Annotated in this window: 22 protein-coding genes; 8 read left to right on the top strand and 14 right to left on the bottom strand. The window is 50.7% G+C overall.

Going from position 1 to position 17,604, the window contains the following annotated elements; translation table 11 throughout:
• Nucleotides 1-110 precede the first annotated feature (110 nt).
• On the top strand, nt 111-1,241 hold the full coding sequence (locus tag EIZ37_RS01040) for a hypothetical protein (RefSeq protein WP_134682689.1): 1,131 nt from the start codon (nt 111-113) through the stop codon (nt 1,239-1,241).
• On the opposite strand, the gene EIZ37_RS01035 is transcribed toward EIZ37_RS01040, so the two are convergent.
• From EIZ37_RS01035 to EIZ37_RS01025, 4 genes are read right to left on the bottom strand one after another with little or no spacing between them, the layout of a single operon-like run.
• Nucleotides 1,238-2,848 carry a DHA2 family efflux MFS transporter permease subunit gene (locus EIZ37_RS01035; RefSeq protein ID WP_134682885.1) on the bottom strand — a complete coding sequence of 537 codons (1,611 nt, stop codon included), beginning with the start codon at nt 2,846-2,848 and terminating at the stop codon, nt 1,238-1,240. The two genes, EIZ37_RS01040 and EIZ37_RS01035, sit on opposite strands and share 4 nt — an antisense overlap.
• Before the next feature lie 23 nt (nt 2,849-2,871).
• Entirely contained in the window at nt 2,872-3,033 is a 162-nt protein-coding gene (locus EIZ37_RS25820; RefSeq protein ID WP_167568580.1) for a hypothetical protein, read from the bottom strand.
• Nucleotides 3,034-3,048: 15 nt separating this feature from the next.
• Nucleotides 3,049-4,104: an efflux RND transporter periplasmic adaptor subunit gene (locus tag EIZ37_RS01030; protein WP_167568578.1), complete on the bottom strand. Its 1,056-nt coding sequence runs from the start codon at nt 4,102-4,104 to the stop codon at nt 3,049-3,051.
• 11 nt (nt 4,105-4,115) lie between these two features.
• Nucleotides 4,116-4,772 carry an HlyD family secretion protein gene (locus EIZ37_RS01025; RefSeq protein WP_134682687.1) on the bottom strand — a complete coding sequence of 219 codons (657 nt, stop codon included), beginning with the start codon at nt 4,770-4,772 and terminating at the stop codon, nt 4,116-4,118.
• A gap of 199 nt (nt 4,773-4,971) precedes the next feature.
• On the opposite strand from EIZ37_RS01025, the gene EIZ37_RS01020 reads away from it, so the two are divergent.
• The 5 genes from EIZ37_RS01020 to EIZ37_RS01000 all read left to right on the top strand — a co-directional run bounded on the left by EIZ37_RS01020 (nt 4,972) and on the right by EIZ37_RS01000 (nt 8,215).
• The gene (locus EIZ37_RS01020; RefSeq protein WP_134682686.1) at nt 4,972-5,580 is read left to right on the top strand and encodes a TetR/AcrR family transcriptional regulator; all 609 of its coding nucleotides are present in this window, start codon (nt 4,972-4,974) and stop codon (nt 5,578-5,580) included.
• Between the two features lie 23 nt (nt 5,581-5,603).
• Nucleotides 5,604-6,230: an NUDIX hydrolase gene (locus EIZ37_RS01015; RefSeq protein ID WP_134682685.1), complete on the top strand. Its 627-nt coding sequence runs from the start codon at nt 5,604-5,606 to the stop codon at nt 6,228-6,230.
• Nucleotides 6,231-6,343: 113 nt separating this feature from the next.
• A complete protein-coding gene (locus tag EIZ37_RS01010) occupies nt 6,344-6,889 on the top strand; it encodes a DUF3231 family protein (protein WP_134682684.1) in 546 nt (181 codons plus the stop codon).
• A 176-nt stretch (nt 6,890-7,065) separates the two neighbouring features.
• Nucleotides 7,066-7,884 carry a DUF92 domain-containing protein gene (locus EIZ37_RS01005; RefSeq protein ID WP_134682683.1) on the top strand — a complete coding sequence of 273 codons (819 nt, stop codon included), beginning with the start codon at nt 7,066-7,068 and terminating at the stop codon, nt 7,882-7,884.
• Nucleotides 7,885-7,999: 115 nt separating this feature from the next.
• Nucleotides 8,000-8,215, top strand: coding sequence for a hypothetical protein (locus EIZ37_RS01000; protein WP_134682682.1), 216 nt, complete (start codon nt 8,000-8,002; stop codon nt 8,213-8,215).
• Between the two features lie 183 nt (nt 8,216-8,398).
• On the opposite strand, the gene EIZ37_RS00995 is transcribed toward EIZ37_RS01000, so the two are convergent.
• The 4 genes from EIZ37_RS00995 to EIZ37_RS00985 all read right to left on the bottom strand — a co-directional run bounded on the left by EIZ37_RS00995 (nt 8,399) and on the right by EIZ37_RS00985 (nt 10,949).
• A complete protein-coding gene (locus EIZ37_RS00995; protein ID WP_134682681.1) occupies nt 8,399-9,271 on the bottom strand; it encodes an alpha/beta hydrolase in 873 nt (290 codons plus the stop codon).
• Nucleotides 9,272-9,366: 95 nt separating this feature from the next.
• The gene (locus EIZ37_RS00990) at nt 9,367-9,807 is read right to left on the bottom strand and encodes an Rrf2 family transcriptional regulator (protein ID WP_134682680.1); all 441 of its coding nucleotides are present in this window, start codon (nt 9,805-9,807) and stop codon (nt 9,367-9,369) included.
• A gap of 229 nt (nt 9,808-10,036) precedes the next feature.
• Nucleotides 10,037-10,213 carry a hypothetical protein gene (locus EIZ37_RS25815; protein WP_167568576.1) on the bottom strand — a complete coding sequence of 59 codons (177 nt, stop codon included), beginning with the start codon at nt 10,211-10,213 and terminating at the stop codon, nt 10,037-10,039.
• A 259-nt stretch (nt 10,214-10,472) separates the two neighbouring features.
• On the bottom strand, nt 10,473-10,949 hold the full coding sequence (locus tag EIZ37_RS00985) for a DinB family protein (protein WP_167568574.1): 477 nt from the start codon (nt 10,947-10,949) through the stop codon (nt 10,473-10,475).
• Nucleotides 10,950-11,029: 80 nt separating this feature from the next.
• Between EIZ37_RS00985 and EIZ37_RS00980 the strand changes: the two genes are divergently transcribed.
• Nucleotides 11,030-11,932, top strand: coding sequence for an aldo/keto reductase (locus tag EIZ37_RS00980; RefSeq protein ID WP_134682678.1), 903 nt, complete (start codon nt 11,030-11,032; stop codon nt 11,930-11,932).
• Between the two features lie 160 nt (nt 11,933-12,092).
• Here EIZ37_RS00980 and EIZ37_RS00975 read toward each other — a convergent pair whose 3' ends face one another.
• The 5 genes from EIZ37_RS00975 to EIZ37_RS00955 all read right to left on the bottom strand — a co-directional run bounded on the left by EIZ37_RS00975 (nt 12,093) and on the right by EIZ37_RS00955 (nt 15,950).
• Nucleotides 12,093-12,344 (bottom strand): HPr family phosphocarrier protein, encoded by a 252-nt coding sequence (locus EIZ37_RS00975; RefSeq protein WP_134682677.1) that lies wholly within the window; start codon nt 12,342-12,344, stop codon nt 12,093-12,095.
• 16 nt (nt 12,345-12,360) lie between these two features.
• Nucleotides 12,361-12,750, bottom strand: a complete 390-nt coding sequence (gene dhaM, locus EIZ37_RS00970; protein ID WP_134682676.1) for a dihydroxyacetone kinase phosphoryl donor subunit DhaM — start codon at nt 12,748-12,750, stop codon at nt 12,361-12,363.
• Complete coding sequence (gene dhaL / locus EIZ37_RS00965; protein ID WP_268898729.1) at nt 12,747-13,379, bottom strand: dihydroxyacetone kinase subunit DhaL; 633 nt, start codon at nt 13,377-13,379, stop codon at nt 12,747-12,749. The genes dhaM and dhaL overlap by 4 nt, the downstream gene beginning before the upstream one ends.
• The gene (gene dhaK, locus EIZ37_RS00960; protein ID WP_134682674.1) at nt 13,360-14,388 is read right to left on the bottom strand and encodes a dihydroxyacetone kinase subunit DhaK; all 1,029 of its coding nucleotides are present in this window, start codon (nt 14,386-14,388) and stop codon (nt 13,360-13,362) included. Before dhaK ends, dhaL begins: the two co-directional genes overlap by 20 nt.
• A gap of 347 nt (nt 14,389-14,735) precedes the next feature.
• A complete protein-coding gene (locus EIZ37_RS00955) occupies nt 14,736-15,950 on the bottom strand; it encodes an MFS transporter (RefSeq protein ID WP_134682673.1) in 1,215 nt (404 codons plus the stop codon).
• Between the two features lie 140 nt (nt 15,951-16,090).
• On the opposite strand from EIZ37_RS00955, the gene EIZ37_RS00950 reads away from it, so the two are divergent.
• On the top strand, nt 16,091-16,975 hold the full coding sequence (locus EIZ37_RS00950; protein ID WP_134682672.1) for a LysR family transcriptional regulator: 885 nt from the start codon (nt 16,091-16,093) through the stop codon (nt 16,973-16,975).
• 162 nt (nt 16,976-17,137) lie between these two features.
• Here the strand turns inward: EIZ37_RS00950 and EIZ37_RS00945 are convergent, their stop codons facing one another.
• Complete coding sequence (locus EIZ37_RS00945) at nt 17,138-17,575, bottom strand: SRPBCC family protein (RefSeq protein WP_134682671.1); 438 nt, start codon at nt 17,573-17,575, stop codon at nt 17,138-17,140.
• Between the last annotated feature and the right edge of the window lie 29 nt (nt 17,576-17,604).

Raw genomic sequence — 17,604 nt, 5'->3', positions numbered from 1 at the left:
TCCAACAGCCTATGGTGAAAACGCCTAAAGTGTGCGGCGGAGTTGGAAGCGAGCCATGAAACTTTCCCATCATTGGTACGTCTTACCTGTAGCGCTGTGAGGAGGTTATCATGAAAAAACGTTTATTCTCTCTTGCCTGTCTATCCTTTGCGATCATAAGCTTGCTCGGTTCCTTATCTCCTGCCAAAAGTGAAGCATCGGTTTCTTCACTAACGGAAACGACGGTGATCGATCGCTATTCCGTTCCCAACCTGAAAAAAGAGCGGATCGCATCGCTTCCCCTCATGCATCGTGCTTCTCTTTCACCGAGCACCGCATACCTGTACACCGAAAAAATCGGCAGAACAGCCACAGACCCGACAACCTATTACCTCTATGAACGAAAAACAAAAAAGCTTGCCCCTTTAAGCGGATACGCGGCTTGGTATCCGAAAAGCGACAAGCTTTTGATAAACGAAAAAGGCAACCTGGTTTCCTTTGATCCTGTCGGCCAGCAAAAGAAGCTGATCGCGCCTGGCGATGCAATCCGCCCCATCGTGACGCAAGCTGTCTCGCCCAACGAACTCTATCTGGCCTACATCCAGATCGACCGTACCAATTCGAACCTTTATAAGAACGGCAAGCTGATCTTGCAAGACCTTGCCACCTCAAAAATACTGGGGGCGGATACGATCGCGATGATGGTAGAGCCTGACCGATTTGCCACGCGAATCAGGTGGCAGCCAAACGGGCGAAAACTGTTCTATCAGACCAGCACAGGCATCAAGGAATGGGATCTGGCTACCGGACACATCAGCGTCCATACGCGAAAGGAACTGCCTTCGTACTCAGCCGATATGACCTATGCCTATGATCGAACCGAAAAAGGCGCTGTCCTGACCCACCTGCCGACTGGCAGAAAGCTTCCGCTTGGAAGTGCTCCTGGCCAGTTGGAAGGAGACCTGCTTTCCGGCGTTCATTGGGCTCCTGTCGGCCATGCGTTTGTAGGAGAAGAATTCCGCGGCGGCTCCAATGGGATGGATGCCTACGTCTGGCTCCGCTATCAGCACGAAGGTTCGAAAAGGAATGTTCCCCCAATGACCATTGAGGATCCCGGCATCTATTACAAAGCACATGACAACAAACCCTTTATCGGCTGGTCGCCGGACGCCAAATGGATCTATACGGCTGATCTGGCATCCATCCACTGCTCTTCCTTTGTCAACAAATGCAATGAGCAATTCGAGTTGATCGAGCCTTAGCGGCTAAGAACCGGCTCCGGCTGCACGCCTGCCTTCACCGGCTGTTCATCGGTCTGCGCGGCCGGCTTCGCAGGAGGCACTTCTTTTTTCTTTCTTTTCGCAAAAAGCAGCACCAGCGGAATACAGATGAAGATCGGAATGGACGCAAGCAGAAACGTATCGCCAATCGCCCGGACCGTCGCTTCTTTGGCGATCAAGCCGCCCAAAGTGCTGGCAGCCATGGCCTGCGCAGAGGCTGCATCAAGCCCGCCTTGGGCAAATACACCCGTCAGCGCAGACATGGTCTGACTCGCTTCCGTATTGGTGACAGAGACCGTGTCATTGATGATGCCGGTATGAATGGTGCTGCGCTGCGACATGATCATGGTAAAGACCGCGATGGCCATCGAACCCATGACCTGTCTCGTCACATTGGAAAGCGGCGAGGCTCGCCCGATCAATTGCGGCGGCACAGCATTCATCCCCACCGTGGATAATGGCTGCATGCAAAGCCCGATCCCAATCCCCCGGATGGTCAGCATCACATTCAACCAATGGTTCGGCGTATCAATGGCGAGCCTGTGCAGCTCAAAGGTAGTGATCCCGACCAGACTCAGACCGACCAGACCAATCGGCACAATCCCGATCTTGTCAAACAACCGCCCGCTGATCGGCATCATCAAGGCCATCACGATCGATTGCGGCAGCATCAAGATACCCGTCTGGACCGGGGATAATCCCTGGATATTTTGCAGGTAAATCGGCAGCAGGAAGATCCCCCCGAACATCCCGATCGTGACGAGACTGGAGGTCAATACACTGAGTGTAAAAATCGGATTGGCAAATAGCCGCACTTCCAACACAGGCTGCTTTTGTCCAAGCTCCACCCAGATCAAAAGCACAAGGCTGAAAAAAGCGATAAAAAACAAGCTGACGATATAAAGTGAGGTCCACCCCTCCGCTTGCCCCTTGCTCAATGCCAAAAGCAGCGTGCCAAAGGCAATCACACTCAGGACCGCCCCTGCCTTATCCAGCGTAGCGCCTGGCTTCTTCGGCGTTTCTTTTAACAGAATCATCCCCATCATTACGGCCAGGATTCCCACAGGCACATTCAAGAAAAACAGGACACGCCAGCTGTAATGCTCCACGATGTACCCGCTAAGCGTAGGGCCGATCGCCGGCGCACTCATGGCCGCAATCCCCCATAGCCCAAGCGCGGTCCCGATCTGATTGCGCGGGATCAGACTGTAAATAATCGTCATCCCGATCGGCATGATCAAGCCCCCGGCCAGCCCCTGGAAGATCCGGAAGGCGATCAGGCTGCTGTCGCTCCAAGCCATGCCGCATAAAAAGGTTCCTACCGTAAAACCGATCAACGATACGGTAAATACCGTTTTGTAACCAAACTTATCTCCCAAATAACCGCTAAACGGGATCACAACCGCCGAAGCGAGCATATACCCCGTCAAGATCCACTGCATCGTATCCTGCGTCGATCCCATGACGGCGATCAGCTTCGGCAGCGCGACGTTCAGCAGACTGCTGTTCAACACAGCCGCAAACGTCCCGATGACGATCGCTACCAGGGCAAACCATTTATAGGCGCCACTCTCATTTGTTTGTTTCATTTCTTCTGACACAAGATGGCCTCCTATTCTATGCGGACGCGATCTCCATCCTTCAGCTTCCCGTCAGGATTGATCACGATGGAATCATTTGCGTTGATGCCTTGAAGCGCATAGACCCAGTCCTTGTTTTTCTCGGCTGTTTTCACTTCCACTTGATGAACGACGTTGCCCTCCGCTTTGAACACATAGGTTTTGTCATCCTATTTCATTAATGCGGATGCAGGCACCTCGAATCCCTGCACTTGTCGCTCGCCGTTAAAGTACACCTGAGCGATCATCCCGGCCTTTAGGAGATGATCCGGATTTTGCACGGTGATTTTTACAGGGAACGTATTGTTGTTGGGATCCGAAATCGGACTGATGAAGTCTACGGTTCCCTTGAAGCTCTGCTCCTGGATGCCGTCGACCCTCACCTCTACGTTTGCCCCGGCTTTCAGCTGGTTGACGACATCCTGTCCGACGCTTGCCTCTACTTTTACCTGTTCCATATTGACGACAGTCAGTAAGGGAGTCCCCGCTTGCGCCATCTCGCCGGGATCAATGGAACGGCTGGCCACTACCCCGTCGATCGGAGAAACGATCGAGGTATTGGCGAGCGTATTCTGCGCGAGTGACAACGCTGCACGGGAACGGTCCACGTCAGCAGCCTTGGCCTCTACCGAGTAAGCGGTAGCGCCCGCTTTGGTCAGATCAAGCTGCGCATTCGCTTGCTCATAAGCGGACTTCGCCTTTTCCAGCTCCAGCGATATTTTATCCAGATCGGATTGGGATACAGCGCCGGAGGTAAACAACGCTTGTGTCCGTTCATAGGTTCTTTGTGCAGTCTCATAAGTCGCCTTTGCCTGTTCCAACGCGCTTTCCTGCACGGTGATTTGCTGGGTGCGTGCCCCCGCCTTCAGATCGGACAGCTGTGCCTGACTGGCATCCAGACTTGCAGCCGCCTGTTGGACCTGCTGCTGATAATCATTGGCTTCCAGCTGCACCAGTCGCTCGCCTTTTTTCACCTGTGCCCCTTCTTTGACCAGTACTTGCGCCACTTTGCCCGAAATCTTGGAAACGATCTGAATCTCCTGATCTGGCACGACTTTCCCGCTGGCCATCGTTCCTGCCTCTGCAGCTTGAGCGAGCGTCATGATACGGACTGCTGGCATGGTTGCCGTTACATCCGCACTGGAAACATTGCTGCAGCCGACCGCCGACAGCGCTGCTGTGGCCAGCAGCAAGCTTCCTACGATCATTGATGTTTTCTTTTTCATCGAGTCACACCTCATATTCCTTTCACTTGGATGGAAATCACTGCGTTAGCCCCTGCGAACAAAGGCGTATCTGTTTGGTCGATCGCGATCTTGATCGGAATCCGCTGCGTGACCTTGGTAAAGTTGCCGCTGCTGCTGGTAGCAGGAAGCAAAGCAAACGTGGAGTTGGTTGCCTGACCGATCTCGGTGACCGTACCGGTAAACTTCTTCCCGGAGAAAGCATCCACGGTGAATGTAACGGGCTGACCTACCTTGATGCGGCCAATTTCGGTTTCCTCAATATTTGCCTGGATATACAGCTTGCTTTCATCAACCACCTGCGCAACTGCCTGACCTGCCGAAACCACTTCCCCCTCTTTGGAGTTGACCTTGATGACTCGTCCGGAAATCGGGGAACGAAGGGTGGCATTGTCCAGCTGATAGCCGGCCAGATTGGTTGTATCTTCCTTCCCGACGATCTGGTCGGCCATGACCTGGTCGCCCTCTTCGATTGTGATCGAGGTTAGCTTCCCGGAGATGCGTGGCATGACGCGGTAGATATCTCCCATCACTCTCGCATCCTCAGTGGATACATAGTGCTGACCCATGTACCAGTAATAGGAGCCGACCCCGCCGCCTCCCAGCACAAGCACGCCCAGGATCAGATATAATATGGCTTTTCTCTTCATGATCTCTCCTCAACTTTCTGTATGATGAACCACGATAAAAATAAAACGACAAACTGTTGTTAAATAGACAGTTTGCATATTAATATTATAAGCAGATGCACCGTATACTCAATGAACAAGAATGACGAGGATGTTGACAATACAACAAAACCATCGATTTTGATGCGCAAACTTACAATAATCAACACGGAGGCACAACATGTCGACTAAACCAAAAAATCTGGATCGCCGCATCCAACGAACCAGGCAATCTTTGCGTGACGCACTTATTTCGTTGATCAAGGAAAAAGGCTTTGATGCCATCACCATCCAGGATTTGACCGACAAGGCCAACTTGAATCGCGCTACCTTTTACCTGCACTATCGCGACAAGTACGACCTGCTCGAGCAAAGCATCCATGAGGTCATCGAAGAAATGTCCGCGAAAATTACACCGTCTGCCAACTACGAACGCCCAGCTGATCCCAGTGAGCCCCCTCCTGGCTTGGTCGCCTTTTTTGAGCACGTAGCCGAAAACGCCGAATTCTTCCGTACGATGATGGGAAGCAAAGGAATTCCCGGCTTCGGCACTCGGATGATCCATGCGCTAAAGGGAGCTTTTCAGCAGGCGCTGGATAATGTCAAAAAGCAAGGCCATCAATTGCAAGTGCCCGAAGAAATCATCCTCAGCTACACGACCAGCGCTTATTTGGGCGTCATCTACTGGTGGCTGGAAAATGATCTTCCCTACACCCCGAAGTTCATGGCGAGCCAACTGGCGCTGATCAGCTCGGGACGGCGCAGGAGCGAAACGAAAGACAAGCACTGAGCACAAGGAAGGATGGAGCCATCATGGAAGCGGAACTGCTCAATATTTTTGATGAGAATAAGAAACAAGTAGGCGTAGCGACCCGCGAAGAGGTGCATCGCATCGGGCATTGGCACGAAGTCTTTCATTGCTGGTTTGTGAGCAGAGAGGAAGGCAGGGACTTTATTTATCTGCAGCTGCGCAGCGAGCGGAAGAAAGATTATCCCAACCTGTTGGACATCACGGCTGCGGGACATCTGCTGGCTGATGAAACCGTGCAGGATGGAGTAAGAGAGATTCAGGAGGAGGTGGGAATCGAAGTGGCTTTTGAGGAGGTAGTGCCATTGGGCATTCTTGATTACTGCATCGTCAACGAAAAGATGATCGACAAAGAATTTGCTCATATTTTCCTCTATGAATATGATGGTACGTTTAATGATTTTCGCTTGCAGAAAGAAGAGGTAGCAGGAATGATGCGCGCTACGTTTGATGACTTTTGTGAGCTTTGGCTGGGAACGAAAGAAGAGATTAGGGTTACCGGTTTTACAATCAATGCGTACGAGGAGAAAACCTGGGTCGATACCTATGTGGGGAAAAATAGCTTTGTGACCCATGATGGTTCCTACTATCAGCATGTGATCCGATTAATTGGCGAGCAGCTTCGGAAGTGAGCGTTTTCCCATATGATTGGAAGCGGACATAATCCCATTGCCAAAATTTGAATAAGGTATCCGCCTGTTTCAAACAATAATCATGTTGTTATTTAACGAGGAGGATACACTACATGGTAAACATCTTGGAATCGACCATAGATACCATCAAATCAATGATAGATCAAGATGAAGACCAACCTCTGCATGTCGGAGAGGTAATGGGATGTTGGATGTACTTGGCAGGTCTTGAATTAGCCAAATCAACCGTTCAGTCAGCCATCAATACTACGACCGATCACGAATTAAAAGAATTGCTTCTAGAAGATTTGGCGCTGGGAACGAGCCAGCGGAAGAGGCTCTATGAATTCATGAGTAAGGAGGGCATTTCCATGCCGCGGGCTTCCGAAGATATGCCTAAATCGGATCCGCACAGTATTCCGCCTGGAACGAAATTAACGGATGATGTACTCGCCAACGAATTATCGTTAAAAATATACAGTTTGATCATACGGGCTGCCGGGATTGCAGCCGAATCAATCCGTGTAGATGTCGGCATAATGTTCACTCAGTTCCAGAGCGAAAAATTAGCATTTGCAACGAAATTGAAACACTCGATGCGCAAACGCGGTTGGATTCGGATTCCCCCCTTTTACGTTCCTCCTGGTTACAGTTCATGAATACCTTGGTGGTTATCGAAGGGTGGCAAATTGCCACCCTTGTTTGTCGCAATTCCAGTGAGTGATCCCCCCTCCTTTTAACCGGATCACAGTGACGTCCTGGCCATCGCATAATCATTCCCTTTTCATTTTCGAAAGAGGTATAATAGTTCAAAAACAAAGGGGGCGAAAAAGCGGTGGAGTGGTGGATAGGTCTGGCCTGCAGCGTTGGGATTGCCGGGGCGGCTTATGTAAAACGGTCTCTGTCCGGTTCCGGCTTTCTGGCAGCGGTGATGCTGGGTACCGTGATGTACGCGCTCGGAAGCGCGGTCTGGTTCGGCTCCCTCATCGCTTTTTTTGTTTCGTCGACCTTGTGGTCAAAATGGAAAAAGCATGCAAAAGAAGAGGCAGAGAGCGGTTATGAGAAAACCGGGAGACGTGATGCCGGCCAGGTTTTCGCTAACGGAGGACTGGGGCTGCTGTTATGCGTGGGGAATTGGGCATTTCCACATCCGCTCTGGTGGTATGCCTTCCTCGGCGTCATGGCGGCGGTCACAGCCGATACGTGGGCTACGGAAATTGGCGGCTTGAGCCGGACGCCACCGAGATCGATCAAGACGGGCAAGCGTGTTCCCCCTGGCACGTCCGGAGGTGTCTCTAGCATCGGCATGGCCGCTTCGCTAGCCGGCGGACTATTTATCGGCGCCATCGCATGGATGCTGCTTGCAGTGCCCGGCCAAGCCGCTGCTACGCTCAGACCTGCCGCCTGGATCGGAATAGCCGGTCTGGCCGGCATCATAGGGTCGCTGGCGGATTCGTGGCTCGGTGCCACATGGCAGCAAATGTACCGATGTGACACTTGCGGTCGGGAAATCGAGCAGGCCCGCCACTGCGGCAGATCAGCCGTGCGGGTCCGCGGCCGCTCAGGCTGGAACAACGATGCCGTCAATGTCGCCGGCTCGCTTGCTGGAGGCGCATCGGCCGCCTTGCTGGCACTGGCTTTCGGCTTGGCCTGACATGTAAAAAACGGACTTTTGCTGTTCCTGAATCCCTCCATCTCAGTCGGGTACAATATTCGTGGTGAGTGAATTGCAGCGCTTGCCAATGACGAAGTGAGGGAGCGAGAGTGAATTGGATCAAAACAACAATCGCAATCGGAACATCACGGATGACGGCAACTCCGGTGAAGTCGTAGGGACTATGGGCAGCGGAATAGCCGATGCTGCGCTAGGTTCCTCTTCCAATCCACTTGGCGACATAGCAGCAAACAATCTTGCGAAACATGCAAATGATTCCGGTGAAAACAGCGATGCCGATAACTCGAAGTATCAATCCGACCAAAGGTAACCATCGGTTCAAGTCGGTTAGCTGTGCGGCAGCCATGGACCCGAAAAAAACCTAGACTGCCCGATAGCGCGTAATGACTGATGGAGCAGCTGCCAATTGCAGCTGCTCCATGGTTCCAACTATCGTTACCGAACAGTAGCCGCAGCATGCTGCTCCTTGATTGTTCCACTACCTCTGTTACGTTTATTTTAAATGGAGATTGAAAAATGCTTTAACAACATCCATCGTTTGACGCTGCGTAAAGGCGTCGTGTCCTGCTCCTTTTATTCTGTACATGCTTGCGTCGTTTCCTGCTTCGCGCAGTGCACGAAAAAATTCAACGCTTTGCTCATAGGGAACAACATCATCTGCATCGCCGTGCATGATCAAGATAGGGGGAGCACCAGGACGAACATACTCGATGGGACTGGCTTCTTTTGCCCTGGATTTGTTCTCTTGGATCGCACCTCCAACTAGTTTGGACTCCGGCGAATGAGGAGAATCGTGATCAAATACAGAAGGATATTTGCTCATCGACAATAATTCGGTTGGCCCAAACCAATCCACAACTGCTTGCACATCACACGGATTTCCCCCAGCCCCCAATGCTTCCAAGCCTGCCAATAGAGCTAAATGCGCACCAGAGGAATCTCCCCATAGACCTACTTTGTTCGGATCTATATTATAGTTTGAAGCATTCGTTTTAAGGAAGTGTATCGCGTCCTTCACGTCTTCCAGTTGAGCAGGAAAAATGGCTTCTGATGTTAGACGGTATTGCACACTGGCAACGACGAACCCGTTTTTCGCAAATTCAGATAGCTGTGGGATAAAAGCGAATATATCCTGTTCGCTCCATCCCCACCCGCACCCTTGCAGGTAAATAATGAGTGGATACACTTCTTTGTTACCCTCTCTATTGAATAAAGCATCCATCGGGTTTCGATACACCAATAAGTTAAGTGCTAACGGGTTATTGGCTTTTTGGGAATAGATCAGATTAGGTATTAGCTGAACATATGAGTTTATCTCTCGGTCCCAATGAAGTTCTTTTATTTCAGATTCAAAATCAACAGTCATGTAAAATCCTCCTTAAATATGACAACATTTTTTCAACGAGAGGGAGAGAGTGGAGAATTGTTGTAAGTAAACCAATTACAACAGTCCCAAAAAAATTATGCTCCCGAAGAAGCATTCTTTTTTTCAGCGATGAGATGAATGAGTTCCTGAATGGAAACTTCACGCAAAACACCTTCCATAGCCTGTTGTGCCTTTACTAAAAAAAACCCTAGAATCTCATGGATATTTGCTCCGATCCAACAATTGGGATTCGGATTTTCGTGGGAGTGAAATAATCCATTGTCTCCAACAACATCTACGGCTAGATAGATATCGTATAATGTAATCTCTGAAGGATCCTTCAATAAATAAGCTCCACCTGAACCACGTTTCACCCCGATTATCCCCGCTTTTTTTAGCAAGCTGCTGATTTGCCGAATGAATACCGGATTCGTATTCACGCTATCCGCAATTTGCTCAGACGTTAAATGATCGGTTCGAACGTGAATTAACGATACCATATGTACAGCGATTGTGAACCGGCTACTGATTTTCAACTGACCACCCTCTCGTTGTAATTATAATACTTACAACAAAAGAACAAGTCAACTGCCAATTTGTTAATTTTCCACACATATTCTTCTGCTTGTGCCACCCGTCTATTCACATCCGTCTATGGATACGCAAGCATTCATGATGACAGTGTCGTCAACAATTGGGTGGTAATTTTCCTGCAATCCCTTTGCTGTTGGGTTATCAGCCCCATTTCCAAGCCATACTGCTCCACTATGACGCCTTCTTGGGAGAATCACCCGAAGCCAAAAAGCCGCCCATCAGGCAAAGAACAACCACAAGACCTGTCAGAATATAGCTGTATTCAGATGTTTGAAAAAAATAGTATTTCGCAACCAAGAGAACCATCCCTAGCAAAATTGCAATTTTGCCGAACCATTGTTTCATCACAATATCATCCCCCATGTACATGATCTTTCACTTTGGAACAAGTAATTCTTCATGATACCTTTTACGTTTGTCCCGGCCTTTTCGTTTCATTTTTCACTTCTTCTCCCGGCTTACATAAAAAATCCCCTCATTCGATCTTATTCTAATGAGAAGCTTATCCTGCGAAACCCTCTTCCGATTAAGGACAAGTGCCTGACAAAAAGACGATGAAGCTTTTCCCCTTCATCGTCTTTTCTTAGTATGTTTGTATTTGTATGTATCAGCTGTTCTGATGCTGAATCACTTTCACCAGATCGAGAATCGTCGTGTTATGCATCATTTCGTGGATTGCGGCGAAGCCGATGACATCGCCGGCGGTTTCTAGCTTGAAGTCGCGGATTTGCAAAGGCTTCTCCAGTACCTGGTCCATGTTCCCCGCGAAATATTCATTGGCTTCGTTCATCTGCTGCTTCAGGATATCTACCAGCTCGGCCTTCGATGGCGGAGTCTGTGTCCAATCGGAGGGGCGGGTTCCGCCTTTGAACATGGCGATAAAATCTTGGGGAAGTCTGTTGCTGCCGGTTATCGCCCGAAAAACCAATCCGTCGAACGTCGCAGCGATATGCCCCAGGTTCCAGGCAATCGTGTTGTTGAATGGCTGCGGCTGAACGGAGAACAGATCTTCACTGATACTGACGATTTTGCCGAGCGTCATTTGGCGAGCGATGTTCATGGTGCTCAAGATTGAGTTGCTCATGAAAAATACCCCCTTGGATTTCATTGGATGGGATCTGTATAATCAATGTCATCATACCACCGAAAGGAGCGGAATTTCCATTGCAAACCAACCGTTTAGGTGCTTCCGATCTCATGGTCACTGAAATCGGCTTCGGATGTATGACCGTAGGGACGGATGAGGCGAAAGCTGTCCCTCTCATTCAAGAGGCGTTAGATCTAGGCATTAATTTTTTGGATACTTCCGATTTATATGATGCGGGACGTAATGAGGAACTGGTAGGAAAAGCGATTCAGGGGCGCCGTGACAAAGTCATTCTGGCGACCAAAGTGGGCAACCGGCGCATTCCCGGGCAGGAAGGCTGGGTGTGGGATCCGTCGAAAGCGTACATTTTATCCGCGGTGAAGGACAGCTTGAGAAGACTTCAGACGGATTACATCGACCTCTATCAGCTGCATGGGGGAACCTTGGATGATCCGATTGACGAGACGATTGAAGCGTTCGAGCAGCTGAAGCGCGAAGGGGTGATCCGGCATTACGGCATCTCTTCCATCCGCCCCAACGTGATCCGGGAATATGCGGCACGCTCCTCCATCGTCAGCGTGATGAACCAGTACAGCATCCTGGACCGCCGTGCAGAAGAGGAAGTGCTGCCATTGCTCCTGGAACAGGGCATCAGTGTCATTGCTCGAGGGCCGGTGGCCAGCGGAGCGCTGGCGGAGAATAAGAATGTGACAAAAGGATACTTGGACCACAGTGTGGAAGAGATCGCAGCTGTTCGAGAGAAGCTGGCATCGATGGTGGACAATACGCGCAGCATGTCGCAGCTGGCTATCCGTTATTCGCTTAGCCATCCTGCAGTCGCGACCGTTATTCCCGGAGCCAGCTCCCGAGAGCAGCTCCTGCAAAATATCGAGGCGGCGAACGTACCACCGTTGACCAAGGAAGAAATTGCGGCGATCCGCAGCTTCAGCAAAGCGAACCGGTACGAGCAACATCGCTAACCCAAACGCTCAAAAGGACGGATGCCCTTTTGACTCCTGGCGGTGTTCATCCTACGCAGCTTTGCGAATCAGAAACTCAGAAAAAAGCAACGCAAAAATGAGTCAGCGGTAACCTGGGACAAGCTATCACGTCCTAGCCTACCGCTGCTTTTTTATTGAACTAACGCAACATGAGCTCCAGTGCTACCAAAGCTTCTTGCGCGTCCTCCCCATCAATGATCACCCGCAGCATCGCTCCTTGCTTGGCGACCAGTGTCATCAGGCTGACGATGCTTTTTGCATTGATCGTTTTGCCGCCATATTCCATCTCTACACTGCTCTGAAATGTTCTCATCGTTTTCGCTATTTCCCCGGCTGGCCTCGCATGCAAGCCATCTGCGCGATGTACGATTAACTCCTTTTCGATCCGCATAAGCAAGCCGCTCCCATTATCGTTTTTCGATCAGCTTGGCATCTTCCGCCGTTTTTACCACTTCATCTAGTGTACTTCCGCAGCCGGATTCCACGACGGCTGCATAAGAGCCTTCCACCAATGGAGCGTCTGCAATTCTGATCTTGTCCATGCCTTCCAACCATTCCATCGCCAGCTCTGTATTCATCAGAGCGCTGCCAAGGTCAAAAAAGAGGACAACACCGGCATCCGAGTACACGGATTCGATCGCTTGCCGGATTTTTTGCGCGCTGGTTCCGATCTCATCGTCATCCGTTCCCCCGGCTATGGCAATGGGAACATGAGGCTGCACCTGTTTGAGCACAGCAAGCAAGCCGCTGACCAGCTCTTTGCTGTGAGAGACCAAGACGATTCCGACATTGTTCATGCTGGTTCCCCGCTTCTATTCATGGTTGTGCAGAGGGCTTCCATCAAGTAATAGGTAGAAACCGATCCCGGATCCAAGTGTCCTACCGACCGTGGTCCCAGATATGCCGCTCTGCCTTTTTTGGCTTCCATCTCTTTCGTCTTTTCCATGCTGAGTCGGGCGAGGTCGTTTAGCGCAGACCAGGATAGCTGCTCCGCGTGCTCCTGGACGTATTGCGCAACCGGCTCCCACACATCGAGCATCGTCTTGCTGCCGACTTCCGCCTTCCCCCGAAGTTTGATCCCGTTGACCGCCTCTTGCAAAGCAGCGCCCAAATCGGCTGTGGTCGCTTCCGTTTTCCCTTTGCATACCATTGCTGCTTTCATAAAAGCTGTGCCGAATAGAGGACCGGACGCCCCGCCGACCTTCGATAGCAGCACCATTCCGGTATCCTGGAGAAGAGAACCGATATCTGTATAGGCTGTTTTCTCCAGTTTGATCGCCACTTCCTGAAAGCCACGGGCCATGTTGATGCCGTGGTCTCCATCGCCAATCGCCTGATCCAAAGCCGTCAAGTACGCTTTTTCCTCTTGCATGCGACTATTTGTTTTGAAAAGCCACTGCTTCACATCATTCACGTGTATCCCCACTCGGATTCCTCCTCTCCTTTTTCCACGCGATGGTTTGTGCGGGTGCATCCAACAGCTCCGTCAGTTCGTCATCCAGTTTTAACAAAGTCACCGAGCAACCAGCCATTTCCAGAGACGTCATATACTCGCCAACATATGTATCATGAATCTGGATGCCTTGATCCTGCAGGAGGGCCGCTACCTTCCGATTCACAATGTACAGCTCCATCAGCGGCGTCCCGCCCAAACCGTTAATGAGGACTGCGACGCGATCCCCGGATGTCAGCTTCATATCCTCGAGCACATGGTTGACTAGCGTTGTGGCAACATCATCTGCGGGCGCAATCGCGATACGCTCGATGCCCGGTTCGCCATGAATGCCCATGCCGATCTCCATTTCGTTTTCACCGATAGAGAATCCAGGTGTTCCTGCTGCGGGAATGGTGCAAGGCGTAAGGGCCATCCCCATGCTTCTGACCTGCTGAATCACCTTGTTTGCTACCCGCTCGACTTCTTCAAGGGACGCTCCGCTTTCGGCCAATGCGCCCGCGATCTTGTGTACAAAAATGGTCCCTGCGATCCCGCGGCGCCCCGTCGTATAGAGGCTGTCTTCCACGGCTACATCATCGTTGACAATCACTTTTCGCACAGGAATTCCTTCCGCTTCCGCCAACTCTCCCGCCATCTCGAAGTTCATCAGATCACCGGAATAGTTTTTGATGATCAGCAGGACGCCTTTGCCGCCATTGACCGCTTTGATGGCTTCCAATACTTGATCGGGTGTAGGCGAGGTGAATACTTCGCCAGCCACTGCCCCATCCAGCATCCCGGTTCCTACGAAGCCAGCGTGAGAAGGCTCGTGTCCGCTTCCGCCTCCGCTGACCAACCCTACTTTCCCCTGAATCGGGGCATGGGTGCGGACGAGTACCGTCGTTCCTTCCACCTGTTTGACGATGTGCGGATGCGCCAACACCATTCCTTCCAGCATTTCCCTCACGACTGCTTCCGGATGATTCACCAGTTTTTTCACGCATACTCCCCATTTCCGTTTTTGATGGTGTACATACCATATCTTTACGCACAGATCGTGCCGATGATGAAAACGCTTCCGAATGTTCTTGCATTTGCTTGCGGGAACAATTGGATAAACTAGGCTGTGCCAAGTCAAGTCTTTGGCGTAGCCTAGTTGCCCTTATGTCGATGAGAATTTAATACATTCTTATCGATGAAAAAAACACACCTGCCGCCACGTGGCAAAGTGTGCTTCTCTTGATCTCGTTAGCCGATTTACGCATGATTCAGCGCATGATTGCCGAAGACGCCCCTGTATCGAAGGCATGCCAGTCAATCGCTCCCCGCTCGAATCAATCGCGCGCTTTATTTGCCTACTGCAGCTGAGCTTGGCTGATGGACAGTGCCCCATTTGCCCAAAAGCAACGCGAGGAATAATGCGATCCCTAAAAATCCGGCGATGATTCCCACGACGCCGCCCCAGCCAAGCGATGACCAAAACACGCCAGCTGTGGTTCCGCCAATGCTGGAGCCCGCATAGTAAAAGAAAAGATAGAGCGAGGAGGCCTGCGCCTTGTTTTGAAGCGCGCGTCGACCCACCCAGCCGCTGGCGATGGAATGACCCCCGAAGAAGCCAAATGTCGCCAACGGCAGCCCCAATATCTTAATCCATAGATTGGATTCCAGCGTCAGACAGGCGCCTGCCAACGTAATGAGCAGAGAAAGTATCAATACTTTTTGCTGTCCATGTTTCTTTGCCATTTTCGCAACCCATACCGAACTGTACATCCCCACCAGGTATACAAGGAAGATCCAGCCTACTAGGGTCTGACTGAGTGAGTACGGCGGAGCGATGAATACATACCCCACGTAATTAAACAAAGCAACATTGCTGCCCAGGAGGAGAAAGCCCAGACTAAACAAGATCAGCAGTACAGGATCCTTCAAGTGACTGACCAAGGATGTAAACAGCAAGCCAATCTTCGGAGAACGAGGAACGAAATTTTTGGAATTCGGCAAATTGACAAAAAATATCAGGCATGCCAGTATGCTGATGAAGCTAATCGTGCCCAAGGCAGCGTGCCAGTTGAACATGTCCGTCAGCACACCGGAAATGATTCGGCCCGATACGGCTCCAAGAGAATTGCCACTAATATAGAGCCCCATCGCCATCCCTAGACTGTCTGGCTCCATTTCCTCACTGAGATACGCCATCGCAATGGAAGGAAGTCCGCCCAAGGCAAATCCCTGAATGACTCGGAAAACCAGCATGAATTCATACGTAGTGCTGCATGCCGTCAAAATGGACAAGACCGAGGCGGCCATCATGGAAATCATCATGACTGGTTTGCGGCCCCATATTTCGGATACGGAACTGAACAGCAGCATACTGATTGCAAGCGAGATGGTGGTCATGGAGAGTGACAGGCTTGCCGCTGTCGGTGAAATGTGGAATTCATCCGTAAATTCCGGCATTAGCGGTTGTGTACTGTACAAAATGGCAAACGTGTTGAACCCCGCTGCAAAGAAGGCTACATTTGATTTCCGAAAAGCGAGTGAACCTTGTTTGATATACCCCATGTTGACGGAACCTCCCGTACGCTTCATTCACACTCTCATACTATCACCGGCTTTTCATGATGTATAATTGATTATAAGTATGTTTTTCATGCACAACGGTAATGAATGATCGGATGATACAAAGGTCGGAGGGTTCTTCCATGGAGTGGCAGCAGCTTGAATACTTTCAAACCCTGGCACGTCTGCAGCACGTCACGCGTGCGGCTGAGTTCCTGTCTATTTCCCAACCCGCTTTAAGTCGTTCTATCGCCAGACTGGAAGAAGAGCTGGGTGTCCCGCTCTTTCATCGCCAAGGCCGCACGATTATACTGAACCGTTATGGCCAGCTATTTTTGCAAAGAGTAGAGAGAATATTGAGCGAATTTCATAATGGAACACAAGAGCTTCACGATCTCGTCCACCCGGAACACGGAGAGGTAGCCTTAGGATTCTTGCATACACTGGGCACCAGCATCATCCCTGATTTGATTGGCACTTTTCGTGCGATTTCTCCGAATATCCGCTTTCAGCTCAGTCAAAATCACAGTTATTCGCTATTGGAGCATTTGCACGCGGGAGAGTTAGATCTTTGTCTGATTGCTGAGCCGACAGAAACCAAAATGCAAATCCAATGGCTCCCCCTGTGGAGTGAAGAGATCTTTGCCGTACTCCCCCCTTGGCATCCTCTGGCCGGATCTGAAAGCATCATGCTGGAGCATATCGCGGATGAATCCTTCATCTGTTTAAAGAAGGGATATGCGCTGCGTGAGACAACGGACCGCGCTTTCCGGCAGTTGGGAATTACCCCGAAAATCACGTTTGAGGGCGAGGAAGTCGCGACGGCAGCCGGGCTGGTAGCCGCTGGACTGGGTGTATCGCTCCTCCCCGATGTGGGATTGGATAAGACGAAAACCGTACAGATCCATCTGCAGCACCCAAAGTGCTCCCGTGTGATCGGGATGGCTTTTATCGAGGAACGGTACTTGTCGCCGGCAGCCTTGCATTTTAAGTCGTTTGTGATGGAGCATTTTCGTAAAAACAAATGATGGGAACGTGGCAGTATCGCAAGCCCGGCATACTTGCCAGTAACCGGGAGGAAGCAAGCTGGACATCACAAGTCGTTTTCCCCTCACCAAATCCGCGCGGTCTGGATAGTCAAGGCCGCGCTTTTTCTTGTCTTCTTTCAGGCTTTCATGCAAGAGCGGATGCTACGTATTTTCAAGGATGTCCTTTATTTTTTTCAAATCTTTCTGATTCGCTCTTTTCATCGCTGCGGACATGAATGGAGTCAGCCACTTGGAAAAACCGGTCGGGTTGCCCTTGTTACGCAATGTCATTCGGGTTGAGTGGCCCCCTACCGATTCCCACGTGTAGATGGTTTCCATAGGAAAAGGACCGTCAACCGTGCGCATCACAAGCTGTTGCCCCGGTGAATAGGAAACGATTTCGTATACGTAAGCAAGCTCTCTTCCTAAAAACTGTGCGACAAACGCGATTCGCGACCCGACAGCTAGCGGTTTTGGCGTTCGCCAATCTGCGGATTGAATATTTGCGTACCATTCAGGCGCGTTATCAGGGTTCGCAGCGTAATCAGAAACGATGTCACGCGGACGGTGAATGATCGTTTCTGTGAATACATCTACCATATCCTCACCTCTTTTCCCTTATTGTGACC

Source organism: Brevibacillus migulae, assembly GCF_004521915.1.
In the GTDB taxonomy this organism is placed as follows: domain Bacteria; phylum Bacillota; class Bacilli; order Brevibacillales; family Brevibacillaceae; genus Brevibacillus_F; species Brevibacillus_F migulae.
This window is presented reverse-complemented; position numbering and strand designations above follow the sequence as displayed.

What these genes read in the sequence shown, in the direction of transcription:
- EIZ37_RS00955 (WP_134682673.1), bottom strand. Translation starts at nt 15,950, where the DNA reads ATGGGGTATATCAAACAAGGTTCACTCGCTTTTCGGAAATCAAATGTA.
- EIZ37_RS01035 (WP_134682885.1), bottom strand. Translation starts at nt 2,848, where the DNA reads ATGAAACAAACAAATGAGAGTGGCGCCTATAAATGGTTTGCCCTGGTA.
- EIZ37_RS01030 (WP_167568578.1), bottom strand. Translation starts at nt 4,104, where the DNA reads ATGAAAAAGAAAACATCAATGATCGTAGGAAGCTTGCTGCTGGCCACA.
- EIZ37_RS01010 (WP_134682684.1), top strand. Translation starts at nt 6,344, where the DNA reads ATGGTAAACATCTTGGAATCGACCATAGATACCATCAAATCAATGATA.
- EIZ37_RS01025 (WP_134682687.1), bottom strand. Translation starts at nt 4,772, where the DNA reads ATGAAGAGAAAAGCCATATTATATCTGATCCTGGGCGTGCTTGTGCTG.
- EIZ37_RS00950 (WP_134682672.1), top strand. Translation starts at nt 16,091, where the DNA reads ATGGAGTGGCAGCAGCTTGAATACTTTCAAACCCTGGCACGTCTGCAG.
- EIZ37_RS01015 (WP_134682685.1), top strand. Translation starts at nt 5,604, where the DNA reads ATGGAAGCGGAACTGCTCAATATTTTTGATGAGAATAAGAAACAAGTA.
- EIZ37_RS00975 (WP_134682677.1), bottom strand. Translation starts at nt 12,344, where the DNA reads ATGCGGATCGAAAAGGAGTTAATCGTACATCGCGCAGATGGCTTGCAT.
- EIZ37_RS00985 (WP_167568574.1), bottom strand. Translation starts at nt 10,949, where the DNA reads ATGAGCAACTCAATCTTGAGCACCATGAACATCGCTCGCCAAATGACG.
- dhaM (WP_134682676.1), bottom strand. Translation starts at nt 12,750, where the DNA reads ATGAACAATGTCGGAATCGTCTTGGTCTCTCACAGCAAAGAGCTGGTC.
- EIZ37_RS00995 (WP_134682681.1), bottom strand. Translation starts at nt 9,271, where the DNA reads ATGACTGTTGATTTTGAATCTGAAATAAAAGAACTTCATTGGGACCGA.
- EIZ37_RS01020 (WP_134682686.1), top strand. Translation starts at nt 4,972, where the DNA reads ATGTCGACTAAACCAAAAAATCTGGATCGCCGCATCCAACGAACCAGG.
- EIZ37_RS00945 (WP_134682671.1), bottom strand. Translation starts at nt 17,575, where the DNA reads ATGGTAGATGTATTCACAGAAACGATCATTCACCGTCCGCGTGACATC.
- EIZ37_RS01040 (WP_134682689.1), top strand. Translation starts at nt 111, where the DNA reads ATGAAAAAACGTTTATTCTCTCTTGCCTGTCTATCCTTTGCGATCATA.